Consider the following 18570-nt stretch of genomic DNA (forward strand, 5'->3'; position numbering starts at 1 on the left):
AGCCTATGACGCTAGCGTTGTTTCAAGCGTTCTCAGCAACACGCTCACCTTGTCCAGCGTCTCCTGATATTCGGCCTGCCACGCCGAGTCAGCTACGATTCCGCCGCCGCCCCAACAATACACACCGTCCTTGCGGAACAGCAGCGTGCGGATCGCAATAGAGCTGTCCATTTCGCCGCGCACGTCCAGATAGAGTAGCGAACCGCAGTAAATGGCTCGGCGAGTCGGCTCTAGCTCATCGATGATTTCCATGGCGCGAATCTTTGGTGCCCCCGTAATTGATCCACCCGGAAAGGCGCCGGAGAGCAGGTCGAGCGCATCCTTGTCCGGATCAAGTTTTCCCGTGACGCTGCTCACCAGGTGGTGCACATTGGGGTAGGTCTCCAAGGAAAACAGCTCCGGCACCTGAATACTGCCGATTTCACAGCTGCGGCCCAGATCGTTGCGAAGCAGGTCGACAATCATCAGGTTCTCTGCCCGATCCTTTGTACTGGCCATCAGCGCGTAGGCTTGTGCCTGGTCGCCTTCTGAATCAGGCCGTCTGGGCCGAGTGCCCTTGATCGGGCGAGTCTCGACTGTCCGGTTGCTCACGCGCAGGAAACGCTCCGGAGAGACGCTTGCAATTGCGCCTTGCTCGATCGTCATAAAGCCGGCGAACGGAGTCGGGCATGCCTCGCGCAGGAGACGGAACGCCTGCCACGGGTCGCCGATATAGGCAGCTTGGAAGCGCTGGGCGAAGTTCACCTGATAACAGTCACCCGCTTGGATGTACTGCTGGATACACTCAATCGCGTCCTGGTACTCGCCAGGTTTCAGATCTGCCGTAAACGCTGACGACAAGCTGAACGTCGCTTCTGAAGATTGCCCGTCCGTTTCGAACACTGTGGTCAGGCGGTTACGTTCGGTCTGAGCCAGTGATGGATGAAAGACCAGGTGCGTGGTTTGGCGCTGGTGATCATTTACCAGCGCCCAGGCATAGACGCCAAAGCGAGCGTGAGGAAGGTTCAGGTCGTCGGTAGCCACATTCGACAATCTTTCCAGCCGCGAGCCGAAGTCATAGCTGATATAGCCCAACAGGCCGCCTATAAAGGGAAGTTCGGCGTCTGGCGGTGCTTCGGCATTCCCCAATGAGCGGAGCGCCCCACGAAGTCTCGAAAAAAACGCGTTGCCGGTTTCCATCGCGCCAGGTTCGAGCAGCTGGGTTGGCCATGCACTTAGCAGGTCGAATCGGCCGCGTTCGGCCATCGGGCGGCCCGAGTCGAGCAGTACTGCGCCGGGCGCGTGGCGAATACGTTCGAACCAATGGGCGGGATCGGGGTGATAGGGAAGGGCGTGAAGCGTGCAGAGGGGCATGGTGTGTTTCGTTCGGGAGGTGACCCGGCCAATGGACCGGGCTTTGGCTCAATCGTGAGCCGGGATGTGGCCAAACAGCTCTTGAGCGAATCGCACTCGCTCTTCTGGGGTTTCCTGCTTCCCGCTTTTCTTGAGCTCCTCGACGCGATTCTCCACGGCATGCGCGCGGTGGGTCAGGCCACAGTCGTTGGCGATCTGAATGTTGAGCCCCGGACGTGCGTTGAGCTCGAGAATCAACGGCCCTTTATCCTCGTCCAGCACCATGTCCACACCGATGTAGCCAAGGCCGCACAACTCGTAGCAGCCGGCTGCGAGCTTCATGAAACCGTCCCAGTTTGGCAGCTGTACGCCGTCCACGGCGTTGGTGGTGTCCGGGTGTTTGGTGATCTTGTTGTTCAGCCAGGTGCCACGTAACGTGATGCCCGTCGCCAGATCTACTCCGACGCCAATGGCACCCTGGTGCAGGTTGGCCTTACCGCCGGACTGCCGGGTCGGTAGGCGCAGCATGGCCATGACCGGGTAGCCCATCAGGACGATGATGCGGATGTCCGGCACGCCTTCGTAGCTGATGCTTTTGAAGATCGGGTCGGGGGTAACGCGGTACTCGATCAGCGCGCGGTCACGGTGCCCGCCCAGCGAATACAGCCCGGTGAGGATGTTGGAAATTTGATGCTCGATCTCGTCATGAGTCAGGATTTTTCCTGACACCGTTCGATAACGCCCCTCGAAGCGGTCAGCGATTACAAGGATGCCGTCGCCACCGGCACCCTGTGCTGGCTTGACCACAAAGTCGGTGTGGTCCTTGACGATGTCCTTGAGCTTTTCGATGTCACGCTCGGTCTCGATGATCCCGTACATTTCCGGGACGTCGATGCCGGCCTCGATTGCTCGCTCCTTGGTGATGATCTTGTCATCGACGATCGGGTACAGGTTGCGCTTGTTGTACTTGAGCACATAGTCCGCGTTGCGGCGATTGATGCCCATGATGCCTTTGGCTTCGAGGGCCTTCCACGTCTTGATTAGACCGAACATGGCTCAATCCTTCAAAAAGGCTTTGAAACGAAACAGTTCGGTCAGGCGGTAGCCGCGATAACGACCCATCGCGAGCATGAATCCGACCATGATCAGCAGGACTGCCGGGAAGGTGAAGATGAAATAGGTCAACTCCGGAATATTCATCAGCAGGAATGCCAGCGCTGCTGCGATAAGTGTGCCGACTGCCACCTTGAATGCATGGCCGCCGCCGCGTTCTTCCCAGGTGATGGAGAGACGCTCGATGGTCATGGTCAGGATGACCATCGGGAACAGTGAGACGGATAGTCCGCGCTCGAGCCCGAGCTTGTGGCTGAACAGACTGATCACCGCGATCAGCACCACGACGAACGTAAGCACGACCGACAGGCGCGGCAGCATCTGAAGTTTCAAATGCTCCAGATACGAGCGCAGTGAAAGCCCCATCGCCGTGATGACGGTGAACAGGATGATGCCGAAACCGATCTGGGTTTCACGGAAGGCGAGCGCAATCAGTACGGGTGTAAAGGTACCCAGTGTTTGCAAGCCGCCGAGGTTGCGCAGAATCAGAATCACCAGAACGCCGATCGGAATCATGATCATGATCTGGTAGGTCTGCTGCGTTTGCAGTGGCAGGCCGTACAACGAATATTCGAGGAAGTCCGCGTCCGTATTCTCGTCGGTCAGCTTGGCCAAGCGGATGGCGTTCATCTCGCTGCTGTTAAGCGTGAAGGTGACCTGCGCGTTGCGCCCGCCTTCGAGTGTCATCAGCGGCTCGTCGCCGGTCCACCAGATCAAGCGATCTTTCGGCAGGCCCTGTTCGCCGGTTTCTGGATTGAAATACAGCCATTTGTCGCCGTTGAAACTGCGCAACCAGAGCTCTGGCGATTGCGCCATGTCAGCCTGCAGTCGAACCGTGTGAACGCGTTCCATGGGAACGTGCGCGATGGACAGCAGCAATTCGATTACCCGCGCTTTGTTTGGTGTAGAAGCGTCGCCGCCAAGCAGCAATTTGACGTTGTCATCGTTCGCATTGTTGACACGCTTGATGGCTTCGCTGATGAAGGTCTCGACGTCCGCCGAATGCTGGCGTATCGGTGAAAGCAACGCTTCCGCGGCAATCTTCTCAGCGCCTTCGACCGGAATGCTGTCGCGGAAAATCGGGCCGGTAGCCTTGGTTTGTTCACCGCTATAACGCCGGGTCAGGACCAGCCGGTAATACAGCGTCTGCTTGCCATTGACGCGCCGCGCTGACCAAGTGACCCGACGGTTGCCATCGGCACGGTTGATGCTCACGCCATAGTTGTTGGAAATGAAACTCTCATTGAGGCTGACGAATTCCTGGTTGAGCGGCGGCACGTACATCTGCAGTTTCACCGGCTCGCGCGGGTTGGCCTGGAATTCGACCTTGGCGTCGATGTTCCAGAGGTCATCGGTTTCATCTTCGGTAACCGGGATGCCCAGGATGAATATCTGGTAGGCAGTGATTGCGATGCCCAGCGTGACGAGCAAAAGAATCAGGATTTTCAGGTGCAGGGTAAGGGCGCGCATGGGGTTACTCGTCAGCGTCGGATTCGATAATGCAGCCGGGTTTGCCAGCAGCGTACTTAAGGCCAGGGTCGACCAGGGCCCCGAAGCGAGCAAGCGCTTCGGAACCGATTAGAAGTGGGTATTGGAATGCGCTTCGGTCCGTGAGGTTCACTTCGATGCTGCGTTTTGCCTTGCCCATGCATAGATTGAGTTCAACGACCGGGCGCGGAGTATAGGTTTTTTCTTCCTCTGGATCGAAGTCGCCAGCGCGACGCTTGATCTTGCTGATGCGCTGCAAGGGCAGTTCGATGGGGCGGTCGTGGGCTTCGTCGATAGCGAGGTAGAAGCGCACCCAGTTTTTTCCGTTGCGCTTGAAACGCTCGATGTCGCGGGCGCTGAGCGAGGCGGTCTGGGCACCTGTGTCGAGTTTGGCTGGCACCTCGAGACCGAAATCGGGCAGCGCCACGTGCTCATTCAGACCATAGATCGTTTTTTCATCGGCCTGCGCCCAGAACGGAGCGCTTAAAAAGCAGAGCAATAGAAGGCGGGTTTTGGTGCTCATAAATCCAGATAGTCGAGTCGAGAAAGTGGACAGGAACAACGAGCCAGGCTGAAGCGCGTCGAGGCGAGCGCCAGACGCGGCGTATGTAGGCATGCATTCTAGCATGGGCGACTTATCGCTCGGCTAGGCTCAAGCCGTACTGCGGTGCCACTCACTCTGCAGGCAACTGGGTTGCTGAGCGATTGTCGACAATCTACTTTTGTATCATTGACCAAGTGCGCTTCTAGGGCTAACTTGGCGCCATTAGTCGGTGAGGTGTCAACAATATGCTGGATGCGTTGGAAGCGCCGGGTCTTGATCAGGCAGACAGCGGAACCCTCTCGGAGCACGTTTTTCGACGGATCCAGGCAGCCATCGTGAAGGGCGATATCGCGCCCGGTAGCAAGATTTCAGAACCTGAGCTTGCGCGTACCTATGGCATCAGTCGCGGGCCACTGCGCGAGGCGATCCACCGGCTGGAAGGGCAGAAGCTGCTGGTTCGCGTGCCGCATGTTGGCGCACGGGTGGTTTCGCTCAGCCATGCCGAGCTGATCGAGCTCTACGAGATTCGTGAATCACTGGAAGGCATGGCCTGCCGACTCGCTGCCGGGCGGATGAGTGAGGCGGAAATTGATGATCTGCGCCGGGTACTGAGCACCCACGAGCGCGATGAAGCCTTCCAGGCCGGCGTCGGCTACTACCAGCAGGAAGGCGACTTCGACTTCCATTACCGGATTATCCAGGGCAGCGGTAACCGCACGCTGGCCAAGTTGCTGTGCGACGAGCTGTATCAGTTGGTGCGTATGTACCGCATCCAGTTCTCCGCAACCCCAAACCGCCCGCGTCAGGCGTTCGCTGAACACCACCGGATTCTTGATGCAATTGCCGACCGTGACGGCGAGCTGGCCGAGCTGCTGATGCGGCGCCACATCTGCGCTTCCAAGCGCAATATCGAGCGGCACTACCTAGCTGCTCAACAACAGACATCACAACCAAGAGGTGAGGCATGACACTTCCTACCCCCGGTCAGCGTTTCCGTGACGCGGTGGCCAGCGAGCATCCGCTGCAGGTCGTTGGCGCCATCAACGCCAACCACGCTCTGCTGGCCCAACGCGCTGGCTTCAAGGCGATCTACTTGTCCGGTGGCGGTGTGGCGGCCGGTTCGCTCGGCCTGCCGGATCTCGGCATAACCGGTCTTGATGATGTATTGACTGACGTGCGTCGCATCACCGACGTCTGCGACCTTCCGCTGCTGGTAGATGTCGACACTGGTTTCGGCTCCTCGGCGTTCAACGTGGCGCGTACGGTCAAGTCGATGATCAAGTTCGGCGCGGCGGCGATTCACATCGAGGACCAGGTTGGGGCCAAGCGCTGCGGACATCGCCCGAACAAGGAAATCGTCACTCAGCAGGAAATGGTTGACCGCATCAAGGCAGCTGTTGATGCACGTACCGACGACAGTTTTGTGATCATGGCGCGTACCGATGCGTTGGCGGTGGAAGGGTTGAATGCCGCACTGGATCGCGCCGCCGCCTGCATCGAAGCGGGTGCCGACATGATCTTCCCCGAGGCCATCACCGAGCTGGCGATGTACAAGACCTTCGCTGACCGCGTGAAAGCGCCAATTCTGGCCAACATCACCGAGTTCGGTGCAACGCCGCTGTACACCACCGAAGAGCTGGCCGGCGTCGATGTGTCCCTGGTGCTCTACCCATTGTCGGCGTTCCGCGCCATGAACAAGGCGGCCGAGAATGTCTACACCGCGCTGCGCCGTGACGGTACTCAGAAAAATGTGATCGACACCATGCAGACGCGCATGGAGCTCTACGATCGCATCAACTACCACGCATTCGAGCAGCACCTCGACTCACTGTTCGCTCAGAAGAAGAGCTGACGAGAAGGCCCCATTGGGTTTGCCAATGGGGCCTTTGCAATCCATTTTTCAACGTGATTTGCAGTATCCAGAACAAATCCAAGAAGGAGATAGCAATGGCTGAAGCAAAAATTTTGAGTGGCGCAGGCCTGCGTGGCCAGATCGCCGGCCAGACTGCCCTGTGTACCGTGGGCAAGACCGGTGCCGGGTTGACCTACCGCGGTTACGACGTACGTGAGCTGGCGGCCGAGTGCGATTTCGAAGAGGTGGCCTACTTGCTGTTCTACGGCGAGTTGCCAAACACACAGCAGCTGACCGATTACAAAAGTCGCCTGAAGACCATGCGGGACCTGCCGCAGGCGCTTAAGGAAGTGCTCGAGCGCATCCCTGCCAGTGCGCATCCGATGGACGTCATGCGTACCGGTTCGTCCGTACTTGGCACGCTGGAGCCAGAGCTCAGCTTCGACCAACAGCGCGACGTGGCCGAGCGTCTGATGGCCGCTTTCCCCGCGATCATGTGCTACTGGTACCGCTTCACTCATGATGGCGTGCGCATCAACTGCACGAGCGACGAAGAGACCCTGGGCGGTCATTTCCTCGCTCTGCTGCACGACGAGAATCCGAGCGACCTGCACGTCAAGGTGATGAACGTCTCGCTGATCCTTTATGCCGAGCACGAATTCAACGCCTCGACCTTTACTGCTCGTGTCTGCGCCTCGACGCTGTCCGATCTCTACTCCTGCGTGACCGGCGCCATCGGTTCGCTGCGTGGCCCGCTGCATGGCGGCGCCAACGAAGCGGCGATGGATATGATCGAGCAGTGGAAGAGTCCGGAAGAAGCCCGTGAAGCCATCCTCGGCATGCTCGAACGCAAGGACAAGATCATGGGCTTCGGCCATGCGATCTACAGCGAGTCTGACCCGCGCAACGAGGTGATCAAGGTTTGGGCGAAGAAGCTCGCCGATGAAGTGGGCGACACCGTGCTCTACCCGGTTTCGGTGGCTGTCGACGAAACCATGTGGGAGCAGAAAAAACTCTTCCCGAACGCCGATTTCTACCATGCCTCCGCTTATCACTTCATGGGCATTCCCACCAAACTGTTCACGCCGATCTTCGTTTGCTCGCGCGTTACCGGCTGGGCATCCCATGTGTTCGAACAACGCAGCAACAACCGGATCATTCGGCCGAGCGCCGAGTACATCGGTCCGGAGCAGCGCAAGGTTGTCCCGATCGCCCAGCGTTGATCGGAGCGAGGGAGCTCGTCGCCGGGCTCCCCGCACCTTGCCCCACAGAACATTACTGAATTGAGTTCTTCCGGCATGAATACAGAACACCGCAAACCTTTGCCAGGCACTGGGCTTGACTACTTCGACACCCGTGAGGCGATCGAAGCTATTCAACCGGGCGCCTATGACAAGCTGCCCTATACGTCCCGCGTTCTGGCCGAACAGCTGGTGCGTCGCTGTGAGCCTGAAGCGCTGACCGATTCGCTGAAGCAGATCATCGAGCGCAAGCGCGACCTCGACTTTCCCTGGTATCCGGCACGCGTCGTCTGCCATGACATCCTTGGCCAGACTGCGCTCGTCGACCTCGCCGGTCTGCGCGATGCGATCGCGGAGCAGGGCGGTGACCCGGCGAAGGTCAACCCGGTTGTTCCGACTCAGTTGATTGTCGACCACTCGCTGGCGGTGGAATTTGCCGGTTTCGACTCGGATGCGTTCGAGAAGAACCGCGCCGTCGAGGAGCGACGCAACGAAGACCGCTTCCACTTCATCGAGTGGACCAAGACCGCGTTCAAGAACGTCGACGTGATCCCTGCCGGCAACGGCATCATGCACCAGATCAACCTGGAGAAGATGTCGCCGGTGATTCAGGCGCGCGGTGGCGTGGCCTTCCCGGATACCTGTGTCGGTACCGACTCGCATACCCCGCATGTTGATGCGCTGGGCGTGATCGCCATAGGTGTCGGCGGTCTGGAAGCCGAAACCGTAATGCTCGGCCTGCCGTCGATGATGCGACTGCCCGATATCGTTGGTGTGCGCCTGACTGGCAAGCGTCAGCCAGGCATCACCGCCACCGATATCGTACTGGCGTTGACCGAGTTTCTGCGCAAGGAGCGTGTGGTCGGAGCCTGGGTCGAGTTCTTCGGCGAGGGTGCCGATAGCCTGACCATCGGCGACCGCGCGACCATCTCCAACATGTGCCCGGAATACGGCGCAACCGCTTCGATGTTCTACATCGACCAGCAGACCATCGAGTACCTCAAGCTGACCGGTCGCGAGCCGGAGCAGGTCGCACTGGTCGAGCAGTACGCCAGGGAAACCGGCCTGTGGGCAACCGCGTTGGAAGGTGCCGAGTACGAGCGCGTGCTCGAATTCGACCTATCCAGCGTGGTGCGCAACATGGCAGGCCCGTCCAACCCGCACAGGCGTCTGCCAACATCGTCGCTGCATGAGCGCGGCATTGCCGACGACGCGATGCTGGCGTCGGCGCGGGCTGAAGAGGCCGAAGGCCTGTTGCCGGACGGTGCGGTGATCATTGCCGCCATCACAAGCTGCACCAACACCTCTAACCCGCGCAACGTGGTTGCCGCCGGGCTACTGGCGAAGAAAGCAAACGATCTGGGATTAGTGCGCAAGCCGTGGGTGAAAACGTCGTTCGCGCCAGGTTCGAAGGTCGCCAAACTGTATCTGGAAGAAGCGGGCCTTTTGAGTGAGCTGGAAAAGCTAGGTTTCGGCATCGTCGGCTACGCCTGCACCACCTGTAATGGCATGTCCGGTGCGCTGGATCCAAAAATCCAAAAGGAAATTATCGACCGTGACCTGTATGCCACGGCTGTCCTGTCAGGCAACCGTAATTTCGATGGCCGTATCCACCCATACGCGAAGCAGGCCTTCCTCGCTTCGCCGCCCCTGGTGGTCGCTTATGCCATTGCCGGTACCGTGCGCTTCGATATCGAACAGGATGTCTTGGGCACCGACCAGAACGGTAACCCGATCACGCTGAAGGACCTTTGGCCGTCGGATGAGGAGATTGACGCCATCGTTGCGTCCTCGGTCAAACCCGAGCAGTTCAAGCAGATCTACATTCCGATGTTCGATCTGGGCACCATTGAGGAAGCCAAGAGCCCGTTGTACGACTGGCGCCCGATGTCCACCTACATCCGTCGTCCGCCATACTGGGAAGGCGCGCTGGCCGGGGAACGCAGCCTCAAGGGCATGCGGCCGCTAGCGATCCTGCCTGACAACATCACCACCGATCACCTGTCGCCGTCCAACGCTATCCTGCTGAACTCGGCTGCCGGCGAATACCTCGCGAAAATGGGCCTGTCGGAGGAGGACTTCAACTCCTACGCTACTCACCGCGGCGACCATCTGACCGCGCAGCGGGCGACGTTCGCCAACCCGCAGCTGGTCAACGAGATGGCGGTGGTCGACGGCAAGGTGCAGAAGGGTTCGCTGGCGCGTGTCGAGCCGGAAGGCAAGGTGATGCGCATGTGGGAAGCCATCGAAACCTACATGACTCGCAAGCAGAACCTGATCATCGTGGCCGGTGCCGACTACGGCCAGGGCAGCTCGCGTGACTGGGCGGCCAAGGGCGTGCGCCTGGCGGGTGTCGAGGTGATCGTCGCCGAAGGCTTCGAGCGTATCCACCGTACCAACCTGGTGGGCATGGGCGTGCTGCCGGTCGAGTTCAAACCGGGCACTACGCGCCTGACCCTTGGCCTCGATGGCACCGAAACCTTCGATATCGAAGGCGAGCTGTCGCCGCGCTGCGACCTGACGCTGGTCATTCATCACAAGAGCGGTGAAGAAACCCGCGCTCCGGTCACCTGCCGCCTCGATACGGCGGCGGAAGTCAGCGTCTACCAGGCCGGCGGCGTGCTGCAGCGTTTCGCCAAGGACTTCCTCGGGCAGGCGTGACCGACCGTCCTCGTAGGGTGGATGGCGCTTTTCCATCCACCGCACCAGCCCGCGCGGTGGATCGGTGAAGCGTGATCCACCCTACAACCCAATCATCTTCCAGCCAGGACTCACTCATGGCTCATCAAACCCAGATTAGAATTCCCGCGACGTACATGCGTGGCGGCACCAGCAAGGGCGTGTTCTTCCGCTTGCAGGACCTGCCGGAAAGCTGCCAGGTGCCGGGCGCTGCGCGCGACAAGCTGTTCTTGCGCGTGATCGGTAGTCCCGACCCTTATTCGGCACACATCGACGGCATGGGCGGCGCCACGTCCAGCACCAGCAAATGCGTCATCCTGTCCAAGAGCACTCGACCTGATCATGACGTCGAGTATCTCTATGGTCAGGTGTCGATCGACAAGCCCTTCGTCGACTGGAGCGGCAACTGCGGCAACCTTTCAACCGGCGCCGGCGCGTTCGCGCTGCATGCCGGCCTGGTGGATGCCGAGCGTATTCCGCAGAACGGCACCTGTGTCGTGCGGATCTGGCAGGCCAACATCGGCAAGACCATCATCGCCCACGTGCCGGTGGCCAACGGCCAGGTGCAGGAAACCGGCGATTTCGAGCTGGACGGCGTGACCTTTCCGGCTGCCGAGATCGTTCTGGAATTCCTCGATCCGTCTGATGAGGGTGAGGCGGGCGGTTCGATGTTCCCAACCGGCAGATTGGTCGATGATCTCGATGTTCCTGGCATCGGTACGCTCAAGGCGACCATGATCAGCGCTGGGATCCCGACCGTGTTCGTTAACGCCGAGGATATCGGCTATCAGGGCACCGAGTTGCGTGACGACATCAATGGCAACCCCGCGGCGCTAGCGCGGCTGGAAGCGATTCGAGTGGCCGGAGCGCTACGCATGGGGCTAATCAAAACGGCGGAGGAGGCTTTGACGCGTCAGCACACGCCAAAGGTTGCCTTCGTCTCGCCGTCCAAAACGTATCGAACCTCAAGTGGCAAAACCATCAATGCGGGCGAAGTGGATCTTCTCGTACGGGCTCTGTCGATGGGCAAGCTGCATCACGCGATGATGGGCACCTGTGCGGTGGCGATTGGAACGGCCGCTGCGGTTCCGGGCACGCTGGTAAATCTCGCTGCTGGTGGTGGCGAGCCCGAGGCTGTGCGCTTTGGTCATCCCTCTGGCACCTTGCGTGTTGGCGCCGAGGCGAAGCAGGTCGACGATCAATGGACCGTAACCAAAGCGATCATGAGCCGCAGCGCTCGCATATTGATGGAGGGGTGGGTGCGTGTGCCCGGCGATGCCTTCTGAAAGCTCGCACTACCGGACAAGGAAGTCATGCGCTGGAGGTCGTTTCTGTACGCGAAAATGAAAAAAAGTCCGCACAAAGCGGACTTTTTGTTGTCTAGCAGAACGGCACCTATTTGAGCCGGCGCTCGACACCTTTCTCGACGAGGATCTTGGCGGAGATTTCTTCCACCGAAAAATGGGTGGAGTTGATGTAATTGATGTTCTCGCGACGAAACAAGTTTTCGACCTCGCGGACTTCAAACTCGCATTGAGCGTAACTGGCATAGCGGCTATTGGGTTTGCGCTCGTTGCGAATGGCAGTCAGACGGTCAGGGTCGATGGTCAGGCCGAACAGCTTGTCGCGGTGGGTCTTGAGGGCGGGAGGAAGTTGCAGGCGCTCCATGTCGTCTTCGGTCAGCGGATAGTTGGCGGCGCGGATACCGTACTGCATCGCCATGTACAGGCAGGTAGGCGTTTTGCCACACCTGGAGACGCCGACCAAAATGAGGTCCGCCTTGTCGTAGTAGTGCGTGCGGGCACCGTCATCGTTGTCCAGAGCGAAGTTGACGGCGTCGATTCGCTCCATGTAGTTGGCGTTATGGCTGATCGAGTGGGATTTGCCAACGGAATAGGAGGAACGTGACATCAGTTCATGTTCCAGGGGAGCAAGGAAGGATGAAAAAATGTCGATCATGAAGCCATTGGATTCAGCCAGGATGTCGCGAATCTCCTGGTTTACCAGCGTATCGAATATGATCGGCCGCGCGCCGTCGCTTTCCGCCGCTTTATTGATTTGCTGTACCATTGCCCGCGCTTTTTCGGCCGTATCGATATATGGCCGCGTGAGCTTTATGAAAGTGATGGTTTCGAACTGTGCCAGTAGGCTTTGGCCGAGCGTTTCGGCCGTAATCCCGGTACCGTCGGATATGAAAAATGCAGTTCGTTTCATTGCGCCTGGGACCTTAAGTCAAGAACGGTTCTCAGCTATAGTAGGCCCCTTCGCCGAGCCTCGATTGGCAGGCATTGTTACTTATTTTGCAGGGCCAGGCCACCGTGCCGCGGATGGGCACGAACCGAGTTTCCAACACAACGTGGAGAGATCACCTTGGTAGAGTACGTAGTTTCCCTCGATAAGCTCGGCAATCATGACGTTGAGCGTGTAGGGGGCAAGAACGCCTCCCTCGGCGAGATGATCAGCAACCTGGCAGGTGCGGGTGTTTCGGTACCTGGTGGTTTCGCCACTACCGCCGAGGCCTATCGTGATTTCATGGAGCTTAGCGGTCTCAACGAGCAAATCCATGCGCTTCTCGATGCGCTGGACGTGGACGACGTCAACGCGCTTGCCAAAGCCGGGGCGCAGATTCGCGGCTGGGTCATGGACGCCGAATTCCCTCCCAAGCTCGATGCCGACATCCGTACCGCATTCGCTGAAATGTCCGGCGGCAACGACCATATGGCCGTTGCGGTCCGTTCATCGGCCACCGCGGAGGACTTGCCGGACGCTTCGTTCGCTGGTCAGCAAGAAACCTTCCTTAATATTCGTGGCGTCGATAACGTCATTCGGGCTGCGAAAGAAGTCTTCGCGTCCCTGTTCAACGACCGTGCGATTGCATACCGCGTCCATCAGGGCTTCGACCACAAGTTGGTTGCGCTGTCCGCGGGTGTCCAGCGCATGGTGCGTTCCGAGACTGGCACTGCAGGCGTGATGTTTACCCTGGACACTGAGTCTGGATTTCGCGACGTCGTGTTTATCACCGGTGCTTATGGCCTCGGCGAGACTGTCGTCCAGGGTGCGGTCAATCCCGATGAGTTCTACGTGCACAAGCACACCCTCGAAGCCGGTCGCCCGGCCATTCTGCGTCGCAATCTCGGCAGCAAAGCGATCAAGATGGTCTACGGCGAAGAAGCTAGCGCTGGTAAGTCGGTTAAAACTGTCGACGTTGATCAGGCCGAGCGAATGCGCTTCTGTCTGACCGATGAGGAGGTGGCCAATCTCGCCCGTCAGGCGATGACCATCGAGAACCATTATGGCCGTCCGATGGACATCGAGTGGGCCAAAGATGGCGATGATAATCAGCTGTACATCGTCCAGGCTCGCCCGGAAACAGTTAAGAGCCGCAGCAGCGGGAACGTCATGGAACGTTACCTGCTGAAGGAGAAAGGCAAGGTACTGGTCGAAGGCCGCGCCATCGGTCAGCGCATTGGTGCTGGTCCGGTAAAGATCATTCATAACGTATCCGAGATGGACAAGGTTCAGCCGGGCGATGTGCTGGTGTCGGATATGACCGACCCGGATTGGGAACCGGTGATGAAGCGCGCCAGTGCAATCGTTACCAACCGCGGCGGCCGAACCTGCCATGCGGCGATCATTGCTCGTGAGCTGGGTATTCCGGCGGTTGTTGGTTGCGGTAATGCAACTGAGCTGCTGCAGGATGGCCAACGGGTCACCGTCACCTGTGCCGAAGGCGACACCGGCCTGATCTTTGAAGGCGAGCTGGGCTTCGACATCCGTCAGAACTCTATCGACGCCATGCCGGAACTGCCGTTCAAGATCATGATGAATGTCGGTAACCCGGATCGTGCATTTGATTTCGCCCAGCTGCCCAATGAGGGCGTCGGTCTGGCGCGTCTCGAATTCATCATCAACCGGATGATCGGCGTTCACCCCAAGGCGCTGCTCAATTTCGATGCCCTGCCGGCTGACGTGAAAAGCAGTGTCGAAAAGCGTATTGCCGGCTACGGCGACCCGGTCGACTTCTACGTCGAGAAGTTGGTCGAGGGCGTCAGCACCCTGGCGGCTGCGTTCTGGCCGAAAAAAGTCATCGTGCGGTTGTCTGACTTCAAATCCAACGAATATGCCAATCTGATCGGCGGCAAGCTCTACGAGCCGGAAGAAGAGAACCCGATGCTCGGCTTCCGCGGTGCATCGCGTTACATCAGCGAATCCTTCCGCGATTGCTTCGAGCTCGAATGCCGGGCCATGCGCAAGGTTCGCGACGTGATGGGGCTGACCAATGTTGAGCTGATGGTGCCGTTCGTGCGCACCTTGGGCGAAGCCTCGCAGGTCATCGACATCCTCGGTCAGTTCGGTCTCAAGCGTGGCGAGAACGGCTTGCGCATCATCATGATGTGCGAGCTGCCTTCCAACGCTTTGCTGGCTGATGAGTTTCTCGAGTACTTTGATGGCTTCTCCATTGGCTCAAATGACATGACCCAGCTCACGCTTGGTCTGGACCGTGACTCCGGTATCATTGCCCATCTGTTCGATGAGCGAAATCCAGCGGTCAAGAAGCTGCTGGCGAACGCGATCGAAGCCTGTAACAAGGCAGGCAAGTACATCGGCATCTGCGGTCAGGGACCTTCCGATCACCCCGACCTGGCCAAGTGGCTGATGGAGCAGGGCATCGAGAGCGTATCGCTGAATCCTGACTCGGTGCTCGATACCTGGTTCTTCCTGGCTGACGCTGAGATCAAATAAACGTAGGGCGGCAAAAGGGCGGTTTCCGCCCTTTTTCGCAATGATCGAAAGCGGCTTTATCAATCTCGGCGGTGAATCTCAGGCGCATCACATGCGGCGTTAGCTAGTGCTGCCATAGCGATTGTGATGGGATCCAGCGCGGGGATTGGTGAGCGAATCGCGGATTCTCGATGTCGGCGAACAAGGCTTGACGCGTTTCAAGTACTAGGAGACTAACCATGCAATACATCACCCCAGATCTCTGCGATGCCTACCCCGAGCTGGTGCAGGCCGTGGAGCCGATGTTCAGTAATTTCGGTGGTCGCGACTCCTTTGGTGGCCAGATCGTTACGATCAAATGCTTCGAAGATAATTCGCTAGTCAAGGAACAGGTGGATGTAGACGGAGCCGGCAAGGTGCTGGTGGTTGACGGTGGTGGCTCGCTGCGCCGCGCATTGCTCGGTGACATGCTTGCAGAGAAGGCCGCGCGCAATGGTTGGGAGGGTCTGGTCATCTATGGTTGCATCCGTGATGTCGACGTGATTGCGCAGACGGAGTTAGGCGTTCAGGCATTGGCTACCCATCCCATGAAGACTGACAAGCGCGGCATTGGCGACCTCAATGTTCCGGTGACCTTTTGTGGGGTTACTTTCCGCCCTGGTGAATATGTTTATGCCGACAACAACGGCATTATCGTCTCGCCCGAAGAGTTGAAGATGCCTGGTTGAACCACGACGTTCGGCTGATCAAGCCCGGCTATGCCGGGCTTTTTTGCGATTTGTAGGAGGCAGGACCGGTGCCTGACGAAATAGGGCGTACAGGGCTTCTGCATGCCCTTGTGTTAAACGGGCACGGCGGTGCGCGCAGGATTACTTATGCGGATATCCCCTCGCTGGAGCTGGCCGAGCAGGAGAGCTTGTGGATCCATTGGGATCGAAGCCAGGCACAGGCTCAGGCCTGGCTTCGTAACCGGAGTGGCTTGAGTGCATTCGTATGCGACGTATTATTGGAAGAAAATACCCGTCCGCGCCTGCTTTCGCTGCCTGGCGACGAGTTGCTGCTATTCCTGCGAGGCGTAAACCTTAACCCCGACGCCGAACCCGAAGACATGGTGTCGCTACGCGTATTTGCGGATGCGCGCAGGGTGATATCGTTGCGCTTGCGACCGCTGCGCTCGACCGAGGTGGTGCTTCAGCAGTTGGAAGCTGGCATCGGTCCGAAAACCGCATCCGAAGTGTTGCTCGGCCTGGCTGACGCGCTGACCGAGCGGGTTGATCAGCTCGTTGCCGTGCTGGCAGAAAAGCTGGACGAGGAAGAGGACCGTGTCGAGACGGATGAGCGGTACACACCACCTCAAGACAAGATGTTGTCGTTACGGCGCCAGGCGGCTGGCCTACGACGGTTCCTGTTGCCGCAGCGCGAAATCTATTCGCAGCTGACGCGCAATCGCCTGCCGTGGTTCGTCGATGACGATACGGACTACTGGAATGAGCTGAGCAACCGGTTGATTCGATATCTGGAAGAGCTGGAGCTGGTTCGCGAGCGAGTCAATCTGGTGCTCGAAGCAGAAGAAAGGCGAATGCGCGAGCGGATGAACAGGACCATGTACCTGCTCGGCATCATTACCGGCTTTTTCCTGCCGATGAGTTTTCTTACCGGACTGCTCGGGATCAATGTGGGAGGCATTCCTGGCTCCGAAAACCCTTATGGGTTCGCAATAGCCTGTGCGCTCATTGGTGCGGTTGCGTTTTTTCAGTGGCGGATCTTCCGCCGGCTGAAATGGGTTTGATGTGACTACTCATAGGGCTGTGCCGTCAGAGTCACACTGTTGCCGAGGTAAAGATGCACGATCCCTTTGAAGAATCCCTGCGGGACATGCTTAACACGCAGCCGGAGCGTCATGATGACGCCCGCCTGGATCGTGTGCTGAAAACGGCCAATCGACAGGTTGGCGCTGGCGATCTGTTTGGCCTGATGGGGCATTGGCTGCAGGCCATGCTGATCGCATTTAGCAGCGGTGCGCCGCACGCCTCGGCTGTTACCCGCCGCCATTCCGAATCCCGTACTTCTTTCAATAAGGCCGACTGATCATGGAACTCGATCCCTGGAGCCAGAGCTTGTTGGGTGCTATGAGCGCTCTTTGGCAACCTATTGCCGCATTCATTCCGCGCTTGTTCGGTGCGCTATTGCTTGTAGCCATCGGTTTCGTCGTTGCCAAGCTGTTGGATACGCTACTGTCAAAGGTCCTGGCAAAAATAGGCTTGGACCGTTTGGTTGCCGGTACCGGGGCGACAAAGTTGCTGGGGCGTGCCGGTATTCGCATGCCGATCTCGGCGCTGATAGGCAAGATTGTCTATTGGTTTGTGTTGTTGATTTTCCTGGTGTCGGCTGCAGAGTCCCTGGGGCTCGCTCGCGTTTCGGCGACGCTGGATATGCTTGCGCTATACGTGCCCAAGGTTTTTGGAGCCGGGCTGATTCTGCTGGTTGGCATACTGCTAGCGCAGCTGGTCAATGGTCTGGTGCGTGGAGCTGCCGAGAGCGTTGGCCTTGAATATTCCGCAGGGCTCGGACGGATTGCGCAGGGGTTGGTAATCATCATCATCATTTCGGTTGCAATCGGGCAGCTTGAAGTGAAAACCGAACTGCTCAACTACGTCATTGCGATCGCGCTGATTTCCGTCGGGCTGGCGGTTGCGCTGGCTTTCGGTCTTGGCAGTCGTGAATTGGTGAGCCAGATTCTCGCCGGAATTTACGTTCGTGAACTTTACGAGGTTGGCCAGAGGGTACGCATCGAAGGGCTGGAGGGCTCGATCGAAGAAATCGGGACGGCGAAGACCTTGTTGCTTACTGATGACGGTGAGCTGGTCTCGATTGCAAATAGAGTGCTGCTGGAACAGCGCGTGGGCAGCCGTTAAGCCCGGTAATCTGTTAAAGTGCGCCGCCCCTTTTCGCGGGCGACCGTGAATGGCGGCCACGACTTGTGCCGGTTCGAAGCGTCTTGACTAAAACCCATCCACCCACCATGAGCTATGACCCCCGCCAGCTTTCGGACGAAGAGCTGGTGCAGCGTGCGCATGCCGAGCTGTTCCATATAACACGCGCCTATGAAGAGCTGATGCGACGATATCAGCGCACGCTATTTAACGTATGCGCGCGTTATTTGGGAAACGACCGAGACGCAGATGACGTTTGTCAAGAAGTCATGCTGAAGGTGTTGTATGGTTTGAAGAACTTTGAAGGCAAGTCGAAGTTCAAGACATGGCTATACAGCATTACGTACAACGAATGTATTACGCAGTATCGAAAAGAGCGCCGTAAGCGCCGGTTACTTGATGCATTGAGCCTCGATCCGGTCGAGGAGGCGATTGAAGAGAATACACCTGGCACCGAGGAAAAGGCGGGGCTAGACAAGTGGCTGGTTCATGTGAATCAGATTGATCGGGAAATACTTGTACTGCGTTTTGTCGCGGAACTGGAATTTCAGGAAATCGCTGACATCATGCATATGGGCCTAAGCGCAACGAAGATGCGATACAAGCGTGCATTGGACAAACTTCGCGAAAAATTTTCGGGAATCGCTGAAACTTAATGGCAACAAA

16 protein-coding genes are annotated in these 18570 nt (G+C 58.3%); 11 read left to right on the forward strand and 5 right to left on the reverse strand.

The genetic code is table 11. From position 1 onward, the window contains the following. Positions 1-3 precede the first annotated feature (3 nt). Genes pabB through rloA form a run of 4 tightly spaced genes read right to left on the reverse strand, consistent with a single transcriptional unit; the run spans position 4 to position 4456 of the window. Positions 4-1353: an aminodeoxychorismate synthase component I gene (gene pabB / locus BUE09_RS04685; RefSeq protein WP_073299554.1), complete on the reverse strand. Its 1350-nt coding sequence runs from the start codon at positions 1351-1353 to the stop codon at positions 4-6. 48 nt (positions 1354-1401) lie between these two features. Continuing rightward, positions 1402-2385, reverse strand: a complete 984-nt coding sequence (locus BUE09_RS04690) for an alpha-L-glutamate ligase-like protein (RefSeq protein WP_073299555.1) — start codon at positions 2383-2385, stop codon at positions 1402-1404. 3 nt (positions 2386-2388) lie between these two features. Next, a complete protein-coding gene (gene rloB, locus BUE09_RS04695; RefSeq protein ID WP_073299556.1) occupies positions 2389-3915 on the reverse strand; it encodes an osmotic stress tolerance membrane protein RloB in 1527 nt (508 codons plus the stop codon). Positions 3916-3919: 4 nt separating this feature from the next. Further along, positions 3920-4456, reverse strand: coding sequence for a retropepsin-like aspartic peptidase RloA (rloA, locus tag BUE09_RS04700; protein WP_073299557.1), 537 nt, complete (start codon positions 4454-4456; stop codon positions 3920-3922). A gap of 266 nt (positions 4457-4722) precedes the next feature. Here rloA and BUE09_RS04705 point away from each other — a divergent pair, with 266 nt between their 5' ends. The 5 genes from BUE09_RS04705 (at position 4723) to prpF (ending at position 11535) form a co-directional block, all read left to right on the forward strand. Beyond that, positions 4723-5445: a GntR family transcriptional regulator gene (locus BUE09_RS04705; protein ID WP_073299558.1), complete on the forward strand. Its 723-nt coding sequence runs from the start codon at positions 4723-4725 to the stop codon at positions 5443-5445. Then, positions 5442-6329, forward strand: coding sequence for a methylisocitrate lyase (gene prpB, locus BUE09_RS04710; protein WP_073299559.1), 888 nt, complete (start codon positions 5442-5444; stop codon positions 6327-6329). Before BUE09_RS04705 ends, prpB begins: the two co-directional genes overlap by 4 nt. Before the next feature lie 95 nt (positions 6330-6424). Beyond that, entirely contained in the window at positions 6425-7552 is a 1128-nt protein-coding gene (gene prpC / locus BUE09_RS04715; RefSeq protein ID WP_073299560.1) for a bifunctional 2-methylcitrate synthase/citrate synthase, read from the forward strand. A 75-nt stretch (positions 7553-7627) separates the two neighbouring features. Beyond that, positions 7628-10231, forward strand: a complete 2604-nt coding sequence (gene acnD / locus BUE09_RS04720; RefSeq protein WP_073299561.1) for a Fe/S-dependent 2-methylisocitrate dehydratase AcnD — start codon at positions 7628-7630, stop codon at positions 10229-10231. A gap of 116 nt (positions 10232-10347) precedes the next feature. Continuing rightward, a complete protein-coding gene (gene prpF / locus BUE09_RS04725; protein ID WP_073299562.1) occupies positions 10348-11535 on the forward strand; it encodes a 2-methylaconitate cis-trans isomerase PrpF in 1188 nt (395 codons plus the stop codon). Positions 11536-11644: 109 nt separating this feature from the next. On the opposite strand, the gene ppsR is transcribed toward prpF, so the two are convergent. After that, on the reverse strand, positions 11645-12463 hold the full coding sequence (gene ppsR, locus BUE09_RS04730) for a posphoenolpyruvate synthetase regulatory kinase/phosphorylase PpsR (protein WP_073299563.1): 819 nt from the start codon (positions 12461-12463) through the stop codon (positions 11645-11647). 156 nt (positions 12464-12619) lie between these two features. Between ppsR and ppsA the strand changes: the two genes are divergently transcribed. From ppsA to sigX, 6 genes are all read left to right on the forward strand, one after another. Beyond that, positions 12620-14992: a phosphoenolpyruvate synthase gene (gene ppsA, locus BUE09_RS04735; protein WP_073299564.1), complete on the forward strand. Its 2373-nt coding sequence runs from the start codon at positions 12620-12622 to the stop codon at positions 14990-14992. Between the two features lie 218 nt (positions 14993-15210). After that, positions 15211-15699 carry a ribonuclease E activity regulator RraA gene (rraA, locus tag BUE09_RS04740; RefSeq protein ID WP_073299565.1) on the forward strand — a complete coding sequence of 163 codons (489 nt, stop codon included), beginning with the start codon at positions 15211-15213 and terminating at the stop codon, positions 15697-15699. Positions 15700-15767: 68 nt separating this feature from the next. Further along, a complete protein-coding gene (locus tag BUE09_RS04745; RefSeq protein WP_073299566.1) occupies positions 15768-16760 on the forward strand; it encodes a zinc transporter ZntB in 993 nt (330 codons plus the stop codon). Positions 16761-16813: 53 nt separating this feature from the next. Continuing rightward, entirely contained in the window at positions 16814-17059 is a 246-nt protein-coding gene (locus BUE09_RS04750; protein ID WP_073299567.1) for a CrfX protein, read from the forward strand. A gap of 2 nt (positions 17060-17061) precedes the next feature. Continuing rightward, positions 17062-17886: a mechanosensitive ion channel family protein gene (locus BUE09_RS04755; protein WP_019339477.1), complete on the forward strand. Its 825-nt coding sequence runs from the start codon at positions 17062-17064 to the stop codon at positions 17884-17886. Between the two features lie 107 nt (positions 17887-17993). Further along, positions 17994-18560 carry an RNA polymerase sigma factor SigX gene (gene sigX / locus BUE09_RS04760; protein WP_073299568.1) on the forward strand — a complete coding sequence of 189 codons (567 nt, stop codon included), beginning with the start codon at positions 17994-17996 and terminating at the stop codon, positions 18558-18560. Positions 18561-18570: the final 10 nt, after the last annotated feature.

The sequence above is a fragment of the Stutzerimonas xanthomarina DSM 18231 genome (genome assembly GCF_900129835.1).
Lineage (GTDB): Bacteria > Pseudomonadota > Gammaproteobacteria > Pseudomonadales > Pseudomonadaceae > Stutzerimonas > Stutzerimonas xanthomarina.

What these genes read in the sequence shown, in the direction of transcription:
- prpC (WP_073299560.1), top strand. Translation starts at nt 6,425, where the DNA reads ATGGCTGAAGCAAAAATTTTGAGTGGCGCAGGCCTGCGTGGCCAGATC.
- ppsR (WP_073299563.1), bottom strand. Translation starts at nt 12,463, where the DNA reads ATGAAACGAACTGCATTTTTCATATCCGACGGTACCGGGATTACGGCC.
- acnD (WP_073299561.1), top strand. Translation starts at nt 7,628, where the DNA reads ATGAATACAGAACACCGCAAACCTTTGCCAGGCACTGGGCTTGACTAC.
- pabB (WP_073299554.1), bottom strand. Translation starts at nt 1,353, where the DNA reads ATGCCCCTCTGCACGCTTCACGCCCTTCCCTATCACCCCGATCCCGCC.
- prpF (WP_073299562.1), top strand. Translation starts at nt 10,348, where the DNA reads ATGGCTCATCAAACCCAGATTAGAATTCCCGCGACGTACATGCGTGGC.
- BUE09_RS04705 (WP_073299558.1), top strand. Translation starts at nt 4,723, where the DNA reads ATGCTGGATGCGTTGGAAGCGCCGGGTCTTGATCAGGCAGACAGCGGA.
- sigX (WP_073299568.1), top strand. Translation starts at nt 17,994, where the DNA reads ATGAGCTATGACCCCCGCCAGCTTTCGGACGAAGAGCTGGTGCAGCGT.
- BUE09_RS04755 (WP_019339477.1), top strand. Translation starts at nt 17,062, where the DNA reads ATGGAACTCGATCCCTGGAGCCAGAGCTTGTTGGGTGCTATGAGCGCT.
- BUE09_RS04750 (WP_073299567.1), top strand. Translation starts at nt 16,814, where the DNA reads ATGCACGATCCCTTTGAAGAATCCCTGCGGGACATGCTTAACACGCAG.
- rraA (WP_073299565.1), top strand. Translation starts at nt 15,211, where the DNA reads ATGCAATACATCACCCCAGATCTCTGCGATGCCTACCCCGAGCTGGTG.
- BUE09_RS04690 (WP_073299555.1), bottom strand. Translation starts at nt 2,385, where the DNA reads ATGTTCGGTCTAATCAAGACGTGGAAGGCCCTCGAAGCCAAAGGCATC.
- rloA (WP_073299557.1), bottom strand. Translation starts at nt 4,456, where the DNA reads ATGAGCACCAAAACCCGCCTTCTATTGCTCTGCTTTTTAAGCGCTCCG.
- rloB (WP_073299556.1), bottom strand. Translation starts at nt 3,915, where the DNA reads ATGCGCGCCCTTACCCTGCACCTGAAAATCCTGATTCTTTTGCTCGTC.
- prpB (WP_073299559.1), top strand. Translation starts at nt 5,442, where the DNA reads ATGACACTTCCTACCCCCGGTCAGCGTTTCCGTGACGCGGTGGCCAGC.